15 protein-coding genes and 1 tRNA gene are annotated in these 16,915 nt (G+C 48.4%); 7 read left to right on the top strand and 9 right to left on the bottom strand.

Translation table 11 applies throughout. The features are described 5' to 3' along the window. The first annotated feature begins 15 nt into the window (after positions 1–15). On the top strand, positions 16–924 hold the full coding sequence (gene rarD, locus JYJ62_RS12805; RefSeq protein WP_205342623.1) for an EamA family transporter RarD: 909 nt from the start codon (positions 16–18) through the stop codon (positions 922–924). Between the two features lie 225 nt (positions 925–1,149). Here rarD and JYJ62_RS12800 read toward each other — a convergent pair whose 3' ends face one another. Beyond that, the gene (locus JYJ62_RS12800; protein ID WP_205342622.1) at positions 1,150–1,353 is read right to left on the bottom strand and encodes a hypothetical protein; all 204 of its coding nucleotides are present in this window, start codon (positions 1,351–1,353) and stop codon (positions 1,150–1,152) included. A 1,073-nt stretch (positions 1,354–2,426) separates the two neighbouring features. On the opposite strand from JYJ62_RS12800, the gene JYJ62_RS12795 reads away from it, so the two are divergent. The 5 genes from JYJ62_RS12795 to JYJ62_RS12775 all read left to right on the top strand — a co-directional run bounded on the left by JYJ62_RS12795 (position 2,427) and on the right by JYJ62_RS12775 (position 7,474). After that, a complete protein-coding gene (locus JYJ62_RS12795) occupies positions 2,427–2,969 on the top strand; it encodes a TRAP transporter small permease subunit (protein ID WP_205342621.1) in 543 nt (180 codons plus the stop codon). Next, positions 2,962–4,341, top strand: coding sequence for a TRAP transporter large permease (locus tag JYJ62_RS12790; RefSeq protein ID WP_205342620.1), 1,380 nt, complete (start codon positions 2,962–2,964; stop codon positions 4,339–4,341). The genes JYJ62_RS12795 and JYJ62_RS12790 overlap by 8 nt, the downstream gene beginning before the upstream one ends. A gap of 24 nt (positions 4,342–4,365) precedes the next feature. Next, positions 4,366–5,259, top strand: a complete 894-nt coding sequence (locus JYJ62_RS12785; RefSeq protein ID WP_205342619.1) for a D-hexose-6-phosphate mutarotase — start codon at positions 4,366–4,368, stop codon at positions 5,257–5,259. A gap of 79 nt (positions 5,260–5,338) precedes the next feature. Continuing rightward, positions 5,339–6,691: an adenosylmethionine--8-amino-7-oxononanoate transaminase gene (locus JYJ62_RS12780; protein WP_232365789.1), complete on the top strand. Its 1,353-nt coding sequence runs from the start codon at positions 5,339–5,341 to the stop codon at positions 6,689–6,691. Positions 6,692–6,754: 63 nt separating this feature from the next. Further along, complete coding sequence (locus JYJ62_RS12775; RefSeq protein ID WP_205342618.1) at positions 6,755–7,474, top strand: 16S rRNA (uracil(1498)-N(3))-methyltransferase; 720 nt, start codon at positions 6,755–6,757, stop codon at positions 7,472–7,474. Between the two features lie 116 nt (positions 7,475–7,590). Here the strand turns inward: JYJ62_RS12775 and JYJ62_RS15895 are convergent, their stop codons facing one another. Next, a complete protein-coding gene (locus JYJ62_RS15895) occupies positions 7,591–7,716 on the bottom strand; it encodes a hypothetical protein (RefSeq protein WP_269751425.1) in 126 nt (41 codons plus the stop codon). A 13-nt stretch (positions 7,717–7,729) separates the two neighbouring features. Then, positions 7,730–8,941 carry an MFS transporter gene (locus tag JYJ62_RS12770; protein WP_205342617.1) on the bottom strand — a complete coding sequence of 404 codons (1,212 nt, stop codon included), beginning with the start codon at positions 8,939–8,941 and terminating at the stop codon, positions 7,730–7,732. 233 nt (positions 8,942–9,174) lie between these two features. On the opposite strand from JYJ62_RS12770, the gene JYJ62_RS12765 reads away from it, so the two are divergent. Beyond that, positions 9,175–10,107, top strand: a complete 933-nt coding sequence (locus tag JYJ62_RS12765; RefSeq protein WP_205342616.1) for a lysine exporter LysO family protein — start codon at positions 9,175–9,177, stop codon at positions 10,105–10,107. Positions 10,108–10,154: 47 nt separating this feature from the next. Here the strand turns inward: JYJ62_RS12765 and JYJ62_RS12760 are convergent, their stop codons facing one another. The 6 genes from JYJ62_RS12760 to JYJ62_RS12735 all read right to left on the bottom strand — a co-directional run bounded on the left by JYJ62_RS12760 (position 10,155) and on the right by JYJ62_RS12735 (position 16,781). Further along, positions 10,155–12,443 (bottom strand): GGDEF domain-containing phosphodiesterase, encoded by a 2,289-nt coding sequence (locus JYJ62_RS12760; protein ID WP_205342615.1) that lies wholly within the window; start codon positions 12,441–12,443, stop codon positions 10,155–10,157. Between the two features lie 165 nt (positions 12,444–12,608). Beyond that, positions 12,609–12,684, bottom strand: a tRNA-Phe gene (locus JYJ62_RS12755). A gap of 63 nt (positions 12,685–12,747) precedes the next feature. Next, entirely contained in the window at positions 12,748–13,020 is a 273-nt protein-coding gene (locus JYJ62_RS12750) for an oxidative damage protection protein (protein ID WP_205342614.1), read from the bottom strand. A 1-nt stretch (position 13,021) separates the two neighbouring features. After that, a complete protein-coding gene (gene mutY, locus JYJ62_RS12745) occupies positions 13,022–14,086 on the bottom strand; it encodes an A/G-specific adenine glycosylase (protein ID WP_205342613.1) in 1,065 nt (354 codons plus the stop codon). Beyond that, positions 14,083–16,299 (bottom strand): AsmA family protein, encoded by a 2,217-nt coding sequence (locus tag JYJ62_RS12740; protein ID WP_205342612.1) that lies wholly within the window; start codon positions 16,297–16,299, stop codon positions 14,083–14,085. Before JYJ62_RS12740 ends, mutY begins: the two co-directional genes overlap by 4 nt. An 80-nt stretch (positions 16,300–16,379) precedes the next feature. After that, a complete protein-coding gene (locus tag JYJ62_RS12735; RefSeq protein ID WP_205342611.1) occupies positions 16,380–16,781 on the bottom strand; it encodes an acetyl-CoA sensor PanZ family protein in 402 nt (133 codons plus the stop codon). Between the last annotated feature and the right edge of the window lie 134 nt (positions 16,782–16,915).

Here is a 16,915-nt window from a genome sequence, read left to right as displayed (position 1 = left end):
AGCTGGCTAACAAATATGAGCTTTATACCTAATACACGTCGCGGTTATGTGCTCGGTCTTTTGGCCTATAGCCTCTGGGGCATGTTCCCGCTTTACTTTAAAACCTTAGATGGCTCGCCTGCCGACGAGGTGATCGTTCATCGTGTGCTGTGGTCAGCGCTGTTCAGTGCGAGCCTTTTATTGATATGGCGACATCGTGGCTGGTGGCAAGAACTGTACAGCCATCCTAAGCGCTTTATGGTTTTAGCTGTTTCAGGTGCGCTGATTGCGACAAACTGGACGCTGTATGTCTGGGCCGTGCACAATGACCAGATGGTGGAAGCCAGCTTGGGCTATTACATCAACCCGTTAGTGAATGTCTTATTAGCTATGCTGTTTTTACGTGAGCGTTTACGACGCTTACAATGGCTAGCGGTTGCCTTGGCGGCGATTGGCGTGGGGCTGCAAGTTTGGAGCCTGGGTAAGATACCTTGGCTGTCTTTGACCTTGGCCTGCTCATTTGGCTTGTATGGATTGATTCGTAAGCAAGCACCGGTGGCGGCATTACCGGGTTTGACCATTGAAACTTGGATGCTGGTGCCAGTAGCGTTAACGTGGCTATGGCTCCATCCACAAGCAGCCAGTATGCAACGTGAGTTTTTAGGCAGTGGACAGATGTTTTGGTTAGCTTTATCTGGGCCTGTGACCTTAATACCACTGTTGCTCTTTAATGCAGCCGCGAAAAATTTGCCTTATGCATCCCTGGCTTTTTTACAGTACATCACCCCGACAGTACTCTTGCTGTTAGCTGTGCTGTTATTTAAAGAGCCCTTTGCAGCCGACTCATTTATCTTCTTTGGTTTTATTTGGACGGCTTTAGCTGTGTATAGCTGGGATGCTTTACGCGTTTTAAAGCATGGTCGTCAGGCATTGCCAGAAAAGTAATCAACAGGCGTAAACCTTTATAAAACAAAGACATGCGGTTTCTATCAACAAGTTATCCACAGAATGGCTGGCTTGTTTTGTGTACAGTTTAAAAGGTCTGTGTGTTTATTGATCAGTCGCCTGCAAGTCAGAGCAGGTCAGGCTTAGCGCAGAGTCTCCCCAGCTTATCCACAGCACCATGCATGCTTAAAGTGGATAAGTTACTAATGGTTTGTATCGTCTCTGCTACAAGAGGGATTGATAGAGAATAAAAGAGCCGATCGAGAGGTAGATCAGGACAAAACCATAAAAACTAAATGGGTTATCGTATTTGTAGTAGTAGTGACTGCGCAATCCACAAGCGCCGGCAATAATTTTACCGCGCAACAATCCCCATAGAGCAACAGCAATGATAATAACTCCAAGCAGTGTCAGTAATTGTGATGGCATTATGGGCATCCATTGTTATCGCGTAGATACAAACCAACCTTGCCGCATTGTTAGGTGAGTTGTGCAAGCTGTCAATTTATTTTAGCGTTGATATTGAATGTGGATCGAGTGATCGGCGCAGTTCTACAGCTGTTGTGTTGCAGATGCTTAGGTTTCTTGATCAAAAAATAGACAGTACGCTCTAAACCAGACAGGCTGTGGCCTGTGGCTAGGGGTGAACAGGTTATCCACAGTATCGTCCAGTGGCTTTGTGCACAGTTTAAAAGGGCTGTACGTTTATTGAGCAGCTCTCTGAAAGCCACGTCAGCTATGGCTCTACGCTGAGTCTCCCCAGCTTATCCACAGCCTCATACAGCTTCTAAGTGGATAAGCTGGGGAGTTAACTGAGGCGTAGCGCAAATATTTTAGATTGACTGTGCATGGCGCAGAGTTTTGTCATGTGGATAAGATGATGGTATGCATTGATATAAAAATATGGTTAAAAAACAATCAGTAGGCTGTAAGCCTTGTAGCATATAGCCTCTAGACATGGATGAACAGGTTATCCACAGTACCGTCCAGTGGCTTTGTGCACAGTTTAAAAAGTCTGTGTGTTTATTGATCAGTCACCTGCAAGTCAGAGCAGATCAGGCTTAGCGCAGAGTCTCCCCAGCTTATCCACAGTATGGTGCACGCTCTAAGTGGATAAACTAGGTGGAAAATTATCGACGCTGGTTAGACATTCATGAATAACTCTAGATTCTTATATTTAGTGCAGTGGATAAGCGACAGAGATATACAGATGAAACTGCTTGGTTAAAAAATAATCAATGAGCTGTAGCCTTGGTAATACATGGCCTGTAGACATGGATGAACAGGTTATCCACAGCACCATCCCGTGCCTTTGTGTACAGTTTAACAACGCTGTACGTTTTTTGAACAGATCCCTGTACGCCCCGCCTGCTCTGCTTTAGCGCCGAGTCTCCCCAGCTTATCCACAGTACCGTGCACGTCATAGGTGGATAACATGCGCATGGTCAATTTTATGCACACACTCTACAATTAGCGACTTACTTAGATTTAGAAGCTTTCTTATGTCCTTATCAACTTGGCCGGTGCGCATCGCTACGCACATTCAGGCTGCTAATGCTGTTTTGGGCCGAGCCTGTGCTTGGCTCACTTTATTTTTGGTGTTGGGAACTGCTTGTGTGGTGGTCTTGCGTTATGCCTTTGGTGTCGGCGCAACGGCGTTGCAGGAAGCGGTGATGTATGCGCATGCGCTGACGTTTATGGGGACTGCCGCTTGGGCCTTGCAGCGCGAAGCGCATGTGCGAGTGGATATTTTTTATCAAAACTTCTCCGTACGAAAAAAAGCCTTAGTCGATAGCTGTGGTCACCTGTTTCTGCTGTTGCCGATGTGCTTATTTTTAGGCTGGAACAGTTGGGGCTATGTGGCTAACTCTTGGGCAATCCATGAAACTTCGGGCGAGAGCGGCGGCTTAGGTTTTATGTATCTACAAAAAAGTATTATTTTATTATTGGTGGTGAGTTTACTGCTGCAATGTTGCGCGGACTTGGTGCTGTTTGCTCAGCAACTGCTGGCGCCAAGCTCAGTTAAGGATGTGCAACATGACTGAAGTATTGGCGATTGGCTTATTTATCACTATTTGTTTAACTCTGGTGTTGGGTTATCCAGTGGCTTTTGTGCTGGGCGGCGTATCTTTATTATTTGCCGTGCTCGGGATGTTAACCGGTGTTTTTGATCCGGTCTTTTTGCAAGCCTTACCCAACCGCTTATTCGGCATTATGAATAACCAAACCCTGCTGGCCGTGCCGCTGTTTGTGTTTATGGGCGTGATGCTTGAGAAGTCACGGGTGGCGGAAGACTTACTGGAATCCATGTCGCGCCTGTTTGGCACCTTACGCGGTGGTTTGGCCATTTCGGTCTGTGTCGTCGGAGCCTTATTGGCTGCCAGTACCGGTGTGGTCGGTGCCACGGTGGTGACTTTAGGGTTACTGGCGCTACCGACTATGCTGCGCCGCGGTTATGACCCTGCGGTCGCAACCGGCACTCTAGCTGCAACCGGTACCTTGGGGCAGATTATTCCACCGTCGATTATTCTGGTGCTGCTCGGTGATGTGCTCTCCAGTGCTTATCAGCAAGCGCAAATTCGTATGGGTGTGTTTACTCCAAAAACCGTTTCGGTCGGTGACTTATTTATTGGTGCGTTAATTCCCGGCATGTTGTTGGTGGGGATGTATATCGCCTATTTGATTTTTGTTGCAGTGACTCAGCCGAAGAAACTCCCAGCATTACCGCAAGAAGCTTTAGGGCCGATCGAATGGGGACGCTTATTTAAAGCCTTAATTCCGCCCTTGGTATTAATGGGTTCGGTATTGGGTTCGATTTTAGCCGGTGTTGCGACGCCAACTGAGGCGGCGTCTTTGGGCGCAATTGGTGCTTTAATACTGGCACTGCTTAAAGGTCAATTTACTATTGCCCGTCTGCGTGAAGTGTCCTTTGGCACCGCTGAAATCAGCGCCATGGTGTTTATGATTTTAATTGGTGCCTCGCTGTTTTCGTTAGTGTTTCGTGGCTTTGGCGGCGATGTGATGATTGAAAATGTCTTTGCCCAGTTGCCAGGTGGCGTACTGGGTGCATTTTTTCTTGTCATGCTGGTGATTTTTTTACTGGGCTTTATTCTCGACTTTATTGAAATCATCTTTGTTGTGGTGCCGATTGTGGGGCCGGTGTTGCTGTCGATGGGCCTGGATCCAGTCTGGCTGGGGGTGATGATTGCTTTAAATCTGCAAACCTCGTTCTTAACGCCACCGTTCGGTTTTTCGTTATTCTATTTGCGTAGTGTCACTCCGGCATCGGTACCGACCAGCACTATTTATCGCGGTGTTTTGCCCTTTATTGGCATTCAGCTGATGATGCTAGTGATTGCCTATGTGTGGCCAGGCATTATTACTTGGTTGCCTAACCAGATTTATGGCGGCAACTAAGTGGATTACACTGGGGAGCTAAGCATGCAACAGAGCATTACGCCGATGACTTTTTCTGGCTTAGCGGGCTGGCGTTTACGCTTTGGTCAGGCGCAACTGGATATCTGTCAGCAAGGTGGGCAAATTCTCAGTTATTTCCCTGATATCGAGCAGCCGCCGCTGATTTGGCTGAGTGACTGTGCGGAGTATCAGCAAGGCCAGAGCGTACGCGGTGGTGTGCCAGTCTGTTGGCCGTGGTTTGGCGATATTCAGCGCAATCCGTACGCGCTACAAAAGATGACCACTGCTGACGCGCCGTTTCATGGTTTGGCGCGTACTTTAGATTGGCAGTTGTTAAACAGCAGCGCTGATAGTCATAGCGTGCAAGTATGTTTGCAATTGGATGCCAGCAAGGGTTTAGCCAGCTGGCCGCATGCCGCTACTGTGCAATTGCATGTTGAACTGGGCGAGCGCTTAACCCTCCGTTTGGATAACCACAATCTGGGCGCGCAACCGTTGGCGATCAGTCAGGCGTTACACACGTATTTTGCTGTCAGCGATATTCACCAGGTTAAGGTGCAAGGCTTAGAGGGCTGTGCGTATTATGAAACCCTTGAGCAGTGGCAGCTGCGCGAACAAGTGGGTGCGCTACGTTTTAGCGGGGAAACTGATCGCGTCTATCTGCAAGTACCTGAGCATCTGCAGATTGTCGATGCCGGCTGGCAGCGTCGTATTCATTTGCGTACGCAAGGTTCACGCTCGGCGATTGTCTGGAATCCTTGGATCGCTAAAGCACACACCCTCAATGGTTTCGCCAGCCATGCGTGGCAGCAGATGCTTTGTCTTGAGAGTGCTAATGTGCTGGATGATTATGTGTTGCTGGCGCCGGGCGGGCGTCATCGCTTACAGCTGGAGTTGCAGAGTACTGCTGAGTTTTAAGGTCGTCTAGCAGAGGATTTTTTCTGTCAACGATGAATGCATCTGCTAGGCTGGGTCATCCGTTAACGGGAGAAAACCATTGAGTTCAAATGATCACTGGATGCAGCGCGATTTAGCCGTTCTCTGGCATCCCTGCACACAAATGAAAGACCACGAAAAACTACCTTTAGTGCCGATTCGTCGCGCCGAAGGTATCTGGCTGGAAGATTTTGACGGCAACAGCTATCTCGATGCAGTGAGCTCATGGTGGACCAATATTTTTGGCCACTGCAACCCACGGATTAATCAGCGGATTAAGCAGCAGTTGGATCAGCTTGAGCATGTCATGCTCGCTGGTTTTAGCCATGGCCCAGTGATTGAGCTGTCTGAGCGTTTAGTTGAGATGACGCCGCCGGGTTTAGAGCGCGTGTTCTATGCCGATAATGGCTCGTCGGGTATTGAAGTGGCACTGAAAATGAGCCATCACTATTGGCTTAATTACGATCAGCCACAGAAAAAGCGCTTTGCCACCATTACCAATGGCTATCACGGTGAAACCCTCGCGACCTTGGCGGTGGGTGATGTGGCGTTGTTTACTGAAACCTATAAAGCCTTGCTGATGGACTGCATTAAAGTGCCGAGTCCTGATTGCTACCACCGTCCAGAAGGGGTCAGCTGGGAAGCGCATTCACGCCTGATGTTTGAGCATATGCGCCAAGCCCTTGCTGAGCATCACCAGGAGCTGGCTGCGGTGATTCTCGAGCCGTTGGTGCAGGGTGCGGGTGGTATGCGTATGTACCATCCGGTTTATCTGACTCTGCTGCGTGAAGCCTGCGATGAGTATGGCGTGCATTTGATTGTTGATGAAATTGCCATGGGCTTTGGTCGCACCGGTACGATGTTTGCCTGCGAGCAAGCCAAGATCACCCCTGACTTTATGATTCTGTCGAAGGCGTTAACCGGTGGTTATTTGCCGATGGCGGCGATTATGACCACCGATCAGGTGTATCAGGCGTTTTATGATGAATACGACACTATGCGCGCGTTTTTGCATTCGCATACCTACACCGGTAATCCTTTAGCGTGCGCTGCTGCGTTGGCGACCCTAGATATCTTTGCTGAAGACAATGTGATTGAGAAAAACCAAGTCTTAGCCAAGCATATGGGCGAGGCGACTGCGCACCTGAAAGAGCATAAACATGTGGCCGAAGTACGCCAGACCGGCATGATCTTAGCCATTGAAATGGTTAAAGATAAAGCCACTAAAGAGCCGTTTGCTTGGCAACAACGCCGCGGTCTTAAGGTCTTTGAGCATGCGATGGCTAAAGGTGCTTTGCTGCGTCCTTTGGGCAATGTGGTGTATTTTATTCCGCCGTATGTGATCACACCTGAGCAAATTCACTGGCTGGCTGAAGTGGCGACCGAAGGTATTGATCTCGCCACGCGTGATTAACGGCTAGACGCTCTGTAGAAAACCACGCACCATAGCGTGGTTTTTTATCGTCGGAGTTTAAAGATGTCGCTACCGCGTTTTTTTGTTGCTGCGCCATTGGCGTTGGGTCTGCATGATTTGCCAGAAGCGCAAGCGCACTATCTCAGCCGCGTGCTGCGCTTAACTGCGGGTGCTGCTGTGCAGTTGTTTGATGGTAGCGGTCAAGAATATATTGGCGAGCTGAGCAGCGTGACGAAGAAAGCCGTGCAGGTGGATTTGCGCGGCAGCCTTGCCGGGCTACCGGAGTCGTCTTTACATATTCATCTCGGCCAAGGCCTATCGCGTGGCGAACGCATGGATTGGGCCATTCAAAAAGCCACTGAGTTGGGTGTAGCAGAGATTACGCCGCTCTTCACAGAACGCTGTGAGGTGCGCCTCAACGATGAGCGTGCACAGAAACGTCTAGAGCATTGGCAACAGATTGCCATCAGCGCCTGCGAGCAGTGTGGGCGCTCTAAGGTGCCAGTCATACATTCGCCGCAGTCAGTTAAAGACTGGCAAGCTCAGGTGCAGGCAGATTTGAAATTAGTCCTGCACCCAGTCGCGCAGCCATTAACTGAGCATACCGCACCAAGTACTTTGGCTTTCTTAATTGGTCCAGAGGGTGGGTTAACTGAAGATGAGGTTGCGCAAGCAGGGCAGCATGATTTTCAACCTGCACGTCTAGGTCCACGGGTGTTGCGCACGGAAACAGCTCCGGTGGTGGCGTTAAGTGTGGCGCAGCAGTTATGGGGTGACTTTTAATCCGTGTCATAGCGTTAAGCTGATGTTGAGGCGCTGTATTGTGTTGGTTGCTAGCAGAGTATCTCGCTTGTCAGGCAAGCACTACAGCGCCCGCCGCTAAAAGATCTTGAGGGTGATTAGCAAACACCCATATCCAGCTGTAATACCGTCAGGCCTGCTTTCGACCAGCCCCACCAAGCGCCGGCGAGGAGTGCCAGCAAGATTAAGGTTGAGGCAATAATATACAGATGTTTTTTCGACATGCTAGTACTCCTGCTAGCGGCTTGTTTGCACCTTAGTGAAGGCGACAAAACGCTCACGAATGGGCAAGTTAAGTAGCGCAGCTATCACGCTTAAAATAATTGAGAGTTGCCAGACTAACGAGTAACTGCCAGTTTGGTCATACGCTAAACCGCCCAACCAGCCGCCTAAAAATGATCCTACTTGATGGAATAAAAAGACGATACCGGCCAACATCGACAAATGGCGTACGCCAAACATAGTGGCAATGGTGCCATTGGTTAACGGTACTGTAGACAACCAGAGTAAGCCCATCGCCACCGCAAAGGCATAGGCTGAGAATTCACTGAGCGGTAAATAAAAGAACAAAGCAATGGCAATCGCACGTAAAAAGTATAAAGCCGCCAGTAAGTGCGGTTTTGAGTAGCGTCCGCCAAGCCAGCCTGCGCACCAAGTACCAGCGATATTAAATAACCCGACTAAGGCTAGTACCGTGGTGCCAGCTTGTGCCGGTAGATGTTGGTCGATCAAGTAGGCTGGGATATGGATGCCAATAAATACCACCTGAAAGCCGCAGACAAAGAAGCCTAACGACAACAGCCAGAAATCGGTATGTCCAGCCACCTGTTTTAATACGCTGCGCAGTGGCAGCTTGTCACTGTCATCGGGTGCAGTGGCAAGGTCTTCCTTTAGCATGCGTGATAAGGGCAGTAGTAGCGCAATAAGCCCAGCACAGACCAACAAGGTCGACGACCAGCCCAACCATTCCAGTAAGCCTAAGGTGCCAGGTAACATGACAAACTGACCAAAGGAGCCTGCAGCGCTGGCCATGCCCATGGCCATACTGCGTTTTTCTGGCGCCACCGAGCGTCCTACTGCGGATAGCAGTACGGCAAAGGAGGTACCGGACAAGCCAAAACCAATTAATAAACCAGCACTCACAATCAATGCTGAAGGCGTGCTGGCATAGGCCATTAACACCAAGCCCAGCATATACGCGAGGGCACTAAAAAATACCGTGCGCTTGACCCCGTAGCGATCGGCAAAGGCTCCGACAAAAGGCTGCAACATGCCCCAAATTAAATTCTGAATCGCGATGGCAAAGGCAAAAATTTCACGGCCCCAACCAAACTCAGTACTCATCGGTTGTAAAAATAAACCGAAGGCGTGACGAATGCCTAACGACAGCGCGAGGACAATTGAGCTGCCAATCATTAACAACAGGGCATTGCGCGCAGTACTGCTCATCACTACTCGATTTAGATGTATAAAAGCTGCTTAGCATAAACGACTGGCTGGCAATCTATAAAGGATTAAGTGCTGCAACGGCTGAATCATAATACGCAACAGATACGCGAGGGAATCAGCTGAAAATCAATAAATAACAGCGCTCGTTGCACCCTTTCAAAGAGTCAATGCACTAGACTAGCGACCATTCTTTTATCTTCTTTATTTTTACCTTGATCCCTGAGAGGTTATCTGTGACTGCTGTCTTGTACAATATTTTATCGTCAGTGCTGCCTATTTTATTGTTTTTAGTAGGCGGCTATGGCTTAGGAAAAGTATTAGCAAAATTTATCGTGCACAGCGCCGTCAAACGTATCACACCAGTGGTGTGGATTATTCTGTTTGTGATTGGTTTGGAGTCGGGTGAGGCGTTTAGCTCGCTGGCATCAGGGTTGAATATCCTTAAACATGCCGCGGTGTATGCTTTTACCATCAGCGCGGTAGTGTTTGCGCTGATCATGCCATTTAACCGTAAGCGCTCTGCAGAGGATGTCGAGCCTAACTCGTGGGCGGCACTCTGGCATCCGCTTAAAGAGTGTTTAATAGCCTTTAGCTTAGTGTTGTTGGGGGCGTTTTTTTACCGTTTACACTGGCATGAAAACCAGCTCGGTGAGGTGCTGTTTAATATTTCCTACTGGCTGTATGTGCTGCTGTTATTGATAGGCTTAGATTTGGCGCAAGTCTCGATCAGTCGGTCTTGGTTGGCGCCGCGGGTGCTGCTGATTCCCTGCTTAGTGATGATTGGTTCAATGCTGGCTGGGGTACTTATTAGTCTAATAACCGGCGAGCAACTGGCGGTAGCTCTGGCATTGAGCACAGGTTTTGGCTGGTTTAGTTTGTCCGGTGCCTTGGCTGGACAATATTTAGGCGATGCTTACGGTAGCGTGGCCTTACTGAATGACTTGATGCGCGAGCTGATTGGCTTAACTGTGGTGTTTTTATTAGGCAGTAAATATGCCAATAGCAGCATCGGTGTGTGTGCGGCAACGGCGATGGATACGACGTTACCCTTCGTGCGCAAAGCCTGTAATTACGAGTATGTGCCTACGGCAATCATTAGTGGTTTAATTCTCACGATTGCCGCGCCATTCTTTATGCTGTTCTTTTTAAGTTTGGCGCGTGTTTAATCGATTGCTTGTGTTTGGTTTTCACGGTGTATTGGGCATGGTGAAAGCTAAATATGCAGGTTAGTGCTGTTCGCCAACAACTCAGTAAAGACCTCTCTGGGCATCGGGCGACCAAACCAGTAACCTTGTCCTAAAGGGCAGTTTTGCTCTTGTAAAAAGTCCATTTGTTCCTTGGTTTCTATACCTTCGGCTTGTACTTCAAGACCAAGACTGTTGCCGAGCGCGATCACTGCACGAGCAATAGCAACATCTTCGAGGTCTGCGGGTAAGTTACGGGTAAAACTCTGATCAATTTTTAGCTTATGTACCGGCAAAGACTTTAAGCGCGCTAGCGATGAGTAGCCGGTACCGAAATCATCAATGGCTAAATGCACCCCCAGCACGCGTAACTCTTGCAGGATTTTATCAGCGCTGTCTGGGTCTTCCATCACTGCGCTTTCGGTCACTTCTAGTTCTAAATGCTGTGCGGTAATATTAGCTTTTTGCAAAGCGTTAGCCACTGTTGCTGCCAGCAGCGGGTTGGATAAGGAGCGGCTTGAAAGGTTGACTGCGACAAACTGCATCTCAGTCCCAGCATCGAGCCATTGACGCATTTGTTGACAGGCATGCTGCAGTACCCACTCATCAATAAAGCTAATCAGCCCATTTTCTTCAGCAATCGGAATAAAATCATTCGGTGCTATTAAGCCGCGCTCAGGGTGGTTCCAGCGTACCAACGCTTCGCACCCGACTAACTTTTGTTCAGGCATTGCATAGACAGGCTGATAGTAGACTTGCAGTCCATCGCTTTCTAACGCATGGCGTAATTCGCTGGCAATACGAATGCGCTGTAGTGCTTGTTCGGTCAGTTCACTGGAATAAAAAGCAAAAGTGTCGCGGCCACTTATTTTAGCTTTGCTTAATGCTGAGTCGGCATTACGCATGATTTCTTCAACAGTGTTACCTACTCTTGGAAACATGCAGATGCCAACGCTGGCACTTATAAAAAGCTCATTGTTATCCAAAACAAATGGTTCTTTGCTGATTTTAGTGATTTTTTGTGCCAGCAACACCGCTTCAGCCGGTGTGGTAACTGTCTCACTGATGAGTACAAATTCATCGCCACCCACTCTGAATAATGTGCAGTTTTTGTTGATGTGTTTAGATATGCGCAGAGCTACCGCTTGTAACAATTGATCGCCAAGGCTATGGCCTAAGCTTTCGTTGATATTTTTAAAATGGTCTAAATCGATTAAGAAAAGGGTACTGTTTTTTTGCAGCTCTATCGCAGTTTTTAACGCTGTTTTTAAACGTTCGTACAAGTGTGAACGGTTCGGTAAACCGGTTAGCGGATCATAAAGTGATAGGTAATTGAGTTCCGACTGGGAGTCTTTGAGAACCGAAATATCTGAGAAGATCGCGACGTTATGTGAAATAAAACCGTTTTCATCACGGATCAGTCGAATCGTTTGGTATTGAGGCAAAATCTCACCGCTTTTACGACGGTTCCAAATTTCGCCACTCCATTCATTAGTGGCTTCTAAGGTTGTCCATAAGGACTTATAAAATTCTTGTGTATGACGACCAGACTGAAATATCCGTGGCGTTTTCCCAATCACATCTTCTGCGCTGTAGCCAGTAATATGGCTAAAGGCTGGATTGATATGCACGATAGTATTGGTGTGGTCAGTGATCAACACCCCTTCATGAGTGCTTTCAAAAACCGCATTGGCTTGTTTTAAACGTTCTTCTGCGCCACGTTGTGCGGTGATATCTTGAGCAATACCAATAAAACGGACAGGCATCCCTTGGGCGTTTTTGATTAAGCGGCCGCGTGAGCGTATCCAGCGATGGCTGTTGTCTTTATGCAGCATGCGGTAGGTGCTGTCATAGTTGCCATCACCCTCTGCAATAAAGCGCATCACGTTGCGATAAATACGTTCGCGCTCTTCTGGAATTAAGCGGCTTTGCCACGCCAGTTGATTGCTCCCAAACTCTTTTTGGCTATAGCCTAGGTTGCTGCAGTAGGTCGCGGAAAAGAACACCTCTTGTTGCTCATTGAGACTCCAGTCCCATAAGGCTTCTTGCGCCGAGTCTAAGGCCAGTTTCAGGCGTTCTAAGCTGACTTGTGCATCGACCTGTTGGTTGGTTTTTTGTTTGCTGTGCCACTGTAGAGCAATAAACCAATACAACCCTGACATTAAGGCAAAGAGTGCAATATTGATCAGCTGTAATTGTGCGCTATTCTCGGCAGTTGCTGCCGACAAAGAATGTAAAGCAAAGCTACCCAGCGCCCAGCTCATTCCAAGCAGTGCATAAGCTAACAAGTACTTTAATAGGCTAGGTTCCAGCTTCATTTTGACTGCAAACTCAGAATAAGAGATTTATCAGATTATATACTGAACAGCTGTGAGACAAGATAGCTTAATGGAGTATACAAATAATTGATGCTGAACTAGTTTGTCGAGGAATAATTTTTTGGCAAAAAAAAACTCATTCAAATTGAATGAGTTTTTTAAATATGGTGCCCGGAGACGGAATCGAACCGCCGACACGAGGATTTTCAATCCTCTGCTCTACCGACTGAGCTATCCGGGCTCAACGGGGTGCAATTAAATAGATTTATGGGTCTACTGTCAAGCACCTTAGTGAAAATAGTTTTTATTCGCTAGGCGGCACGTAACCCTCAGCCTTGGCAAAGTCCTCACCGGCGAAGAATTTATCCATTTCCGCCATAAGAAATTTACGATCATCGGCATTCATCATATTCAGATGACGCTCGTTAATCAGCATGGTTTGATGGCTCTGCCATTCATCCCAAGCTTGTTGAGAGATGTTGTTGTAGATATCTTCACCTTTACTGCCAGGGAAGGGCGCGCGAGCTAAGCCGGCGAGTTGTTGCTGATGTTTACGGCACATAACCATACGAGTCATCTTAGATCTCCTGTTGCAACTGAATAAGTGCGCGCTTAATCAGCTCTTTGATTGGAGCTGCTAAACCTAAGCGCTGAGGGTTGATGGGGTTATACCAGAGCCAATTGTTTTCGGCTACGCTAAGTGGCCCACTGCTCTGTACGCGGATCAGCCAAGGTTCAATGTCTAAATGGAAGTGACTAAAGGTATGGCGCAGTGGCGTTAAGCTTTGCTGTTGGGGGGTATGCAGCTGATGCTGTTGTAAGAGCGGTTCAAGCAAGCTGATATTGCTAAGCTCTGGCAAACTCCATAAGCCGCCCCACAGGCCTGTGGTGGGGCGCTGTTGTAAAAGGATAGCGTTGTCTTGGTTTATCAGCAGTGGCATGGCTACGCGCCTTACGGGTAGCTCTTTGCGCGGGCGTGGTGCCGGTAAGAGGTGTTGTTGGTTTCTTTGATAGGCGAGGCAACCGTTGAGTACCGGACAACGCGTGCATTGGGGCTGTTTACGTGTGCATAGAGTTGCACCTAAATCCATCATTGCTTGCGTGTACTGGGCGACATCTTGCTGCGGGGTGAGTAACTCAGACAGCTGCCATAGCTGTTTACTGGCTTGACTGCTGCCAGGATAGGTTTCTAGAGCGCTATAGCGAGCGAGTACGCGCTTCACGTTGCCATCAAGAATAGGTGCGCGCAGGCCCATGCTGAGGCTGGCAATAGCGCCGGCAGTGGACGGACCAATACCCGGCAAGGTGGCTAACACTTCAGCGCTACGTGGAAACTCACCCCCGTAGGTGGTACAGACCAATTGCGCGGTTTTGTGCAAATTACGCGCTCTAGTGTAATAACCTAGGCCGGTCCACAGGTGCAGCACTTCATCGAGTGGTGCGTCAGCCAGAGCTTGTAGGTTGGGCAAGGTTTGCATAAAGCGGGCAAAGTAATCCAGCACAGTACTGACTTGAGTTTGCTGCAGCATAATCTCGGAGATCCACACGCGGTACGGTGAGATGTCCTGCTGCCAAGGCAAATCTTTGCGGCCGTGGACGCTATGCCAAGCAACAACCGCGGGGCCAAAGGCGTCTGGACTCATCGTTTAAATAACCCTTTAAGCGCATCTTTTAATTCTGGACTGACTTTGTCGCCGAGTTTTTCATTAAGCTTCTCGGTGAGTTTTTCACCGGCTAAGGTGGCGGCGATTTTACCTAAGCCCTCTTGATCAATACGGCAAGCTTTAGCACCGAGCTCCAGAGGTCCGCGGCAACGCACTGGCCATTCTAAACCGACATAACGCTGATTCACTTGGCAGGCGGGGTCCGGCATAGGATGGGTGTCGCCTTCAATAATGATGCCCAAATAGTAATCAAGACTTAATACGCGTAAGTCGATATCACCTTGGCCTTTAACGGTAATGCCAGGGATGGCGACACGTAAGTCTGGGTTGTTGGCGAGACCATTCTGGATATTCAGCTTGCCATGCAGCTCGTTGAAGGCAGTGTCTCTTGTTGCCGTGTTGGTGCTGAGTGCTTTGCGATTTAAGGTGGCAATACCGATGCACAGTTGACGCTCAAGATTAGCATCGGGCAACACACCTTTATGCAGTGCAAAGTCTAGCTTGCCATTGAGGTGATTAACCCAGTCCTGTTGACTATTGCCACGGGTGCGCAGGTCAGTATCAAGATCGAGCAGTCCGGTGATGGTCACTTCATGCTCAAGGGTCTGCAAAATCTTTTCAACGGGAATATTGTGCGTGGTTTGCTTGAGGGTCAACAGCGGCGGCTCAGCTTTAGTATCCACGCTAGCGCTGGTCTTAAATTCACCGTTAAACAGATTACCTTGTAAGTTATTTAACGTGATAACACCTTGTTTGGCGAGCAATTTAAGTTTGGCTTGGGTGATTGGGAATTTGCTAATGGTGAGCTCATTAAAGGCTAGTTCCAGATCAGCATTGATTTTGCCGAGACGTTCGATAGGCAACTGTTGCTCGGTGCTCCAAGCAGATTGTGACGGTGTTTTAGGCAATGCGGTCGTGCCACTACTGCCGGCTTGCTCAGTTTGTTGTTTAACTTCTGCTTGCCGTTCGGTTGGTGCTTGTTTTTTGACGGGTGGTAAATAACGATCGGCATCCAATTGATCGCCTTGCAGCTGCACGTAAAGGGTGTTGTTAACGAAGTCTTTAATTCCCACGCTACCGGATAGGGCTGTTTGATCAATGCTCAGTGCCATTTCGTTAAATAGTAAACTGTTTTTGCTACCTTGCAGACGACTATTAAATTCAAAGTGGCTTAAGGCTTTCTTATCGGCCATTTCTGGTAACTCAATGCCAACACCACTGAGAAACTCTTGCAGGTTCAGTGGCGCAATCGACAATGCACCGCTGATCTGAGCTTGTTTATCAAGTTGCGTGGCTTGCAGTTCGCCGAGCGCTTTGAGTTGATTAATCGACAGCTTGAGATTATCTCCGCGTGCGACTTGGGCGCTTTGGTCATACAGTAGATTGCCGCGTACAGTGAAATTGGCAGTTTTACCATTTAACGGCTCACCGGCAACTTCACCCGATAGTTTCATATCATCGAGTAGGTAACGTTGTAATGCTTGATCAATACTTACTTTGCTCGTGAGTTCGATGCGTGCGCGAATCAGTGGTTTAGTATTGCCTAAAAAACCTGAAAACTTTAGCGCAATCGGCTGGTTATCGCGAATAGCGCCGGTGGTCAGCTGTACACTTTCCAGGTTGAACTGTTGACCACTTTTCTCATCGTGGTAATCAATCCGCGCGCCATTAACAATCAAACTATTGATGTCCAGTTTCAGCGGTGTGTTGGGGGCAACAGCTGATTCAGTCGCACGCGTGGTAGTGGCGTCCTGCACTTGTTGTTCGGTAGCTTGTTCAGGGTTTTTGTGCGGCTTACCGATATGCTCCCAGTTGCCCTGACCTTTGGCGTTACGGTGCAGGCTGAGATTTAAACCGTCGATACGGATATCGCTCATTTGGATTTCTTTACGCAGTAACGGTAGCACTTGTACGGAAAGACCTAACAGTCGTAAGTCGGCAAATGGATCTTCAGGTGTGTCGGCGCTCGCAACTTTGGCATCGGTAATCTCAATACCCAGCCAAGGAAATAAACTCCAGCCAATATCGCCGTTGAGTTCTAACTCAAGGTTGGCATGTTTGCGTGCTAGCTGGCGGATTTCATCTTTATAATCGTTGGGATCAAAAAAATGAGTTAGGGCAAATCCAGCCGCTACTAACAGGAGTAGCACACCTAGCAGTAGCAGACCGATAAGCTTGCTAAAAGATTTCACGGGCCGATTCCTTGTGGAAAATAAACAATAGTGCCTGCTGTTGAGCAGGCGGGTAAATCAATACGATGTGTCACATGCAATCATGCGTGAGTAGCGATGACCAGTGATTTTTTCTTAGCCAGTTGCACAAGTTCCAGCTGATCATTAGGGATCACGACCTGCAGTATTAGTCCTGCTTCGCCAGCTAAACGCGTCGCTTCCTCGACTAAACGACGGGCTACACCGCGGTTACGGGTTAATTCTCGCACGCATAGGTGCGATAATAACCAACGATCGGCTTGTTTATCCAATAAAGCAGCACCCAGCAGACGACTATTGAATCGCGCGGTGACCAAGGTGCTCTGATTGAGTCCGTGCTCGGTCAGAGCTGCAGCATTAGCATAAGGTGCAAGTAGCCAATGAGGTGCGTCGGCATAAATTTTTTCAAGGTCGGCGAGGTCTTGCTCGCTGGGTTGCTCAGCGCTTTCAAAGTAAACAGGCATTACAAAACTCCTACAACTGATGGCTTAGTGTACCGCTCAAAAACGTCTATCGGTAGCGGTCATCGTCGTTGCAAGCCTATAATAAGCAACTAATGGTACAAGTTGGCCGTATCGTGCGGCTTTTAGCGGTGGAG

It is taken from the genome of Denitrificimonas caeni, from assembly GCF_905120345.1.
Taxonomy (GTDB): domain Bacteria; phylum Pseudomonadota; class Gammaproteobacteria; order Pseudomonadales; family Pseudomonadaceae; genus Denitrificimonas; species Denitrificimonas caeni_A.
The sequence above is the reverse complement of the archived record's forward strand: the minus strand, read 5'-3'. Positions and strand labels throughout refer to the sequence as shown.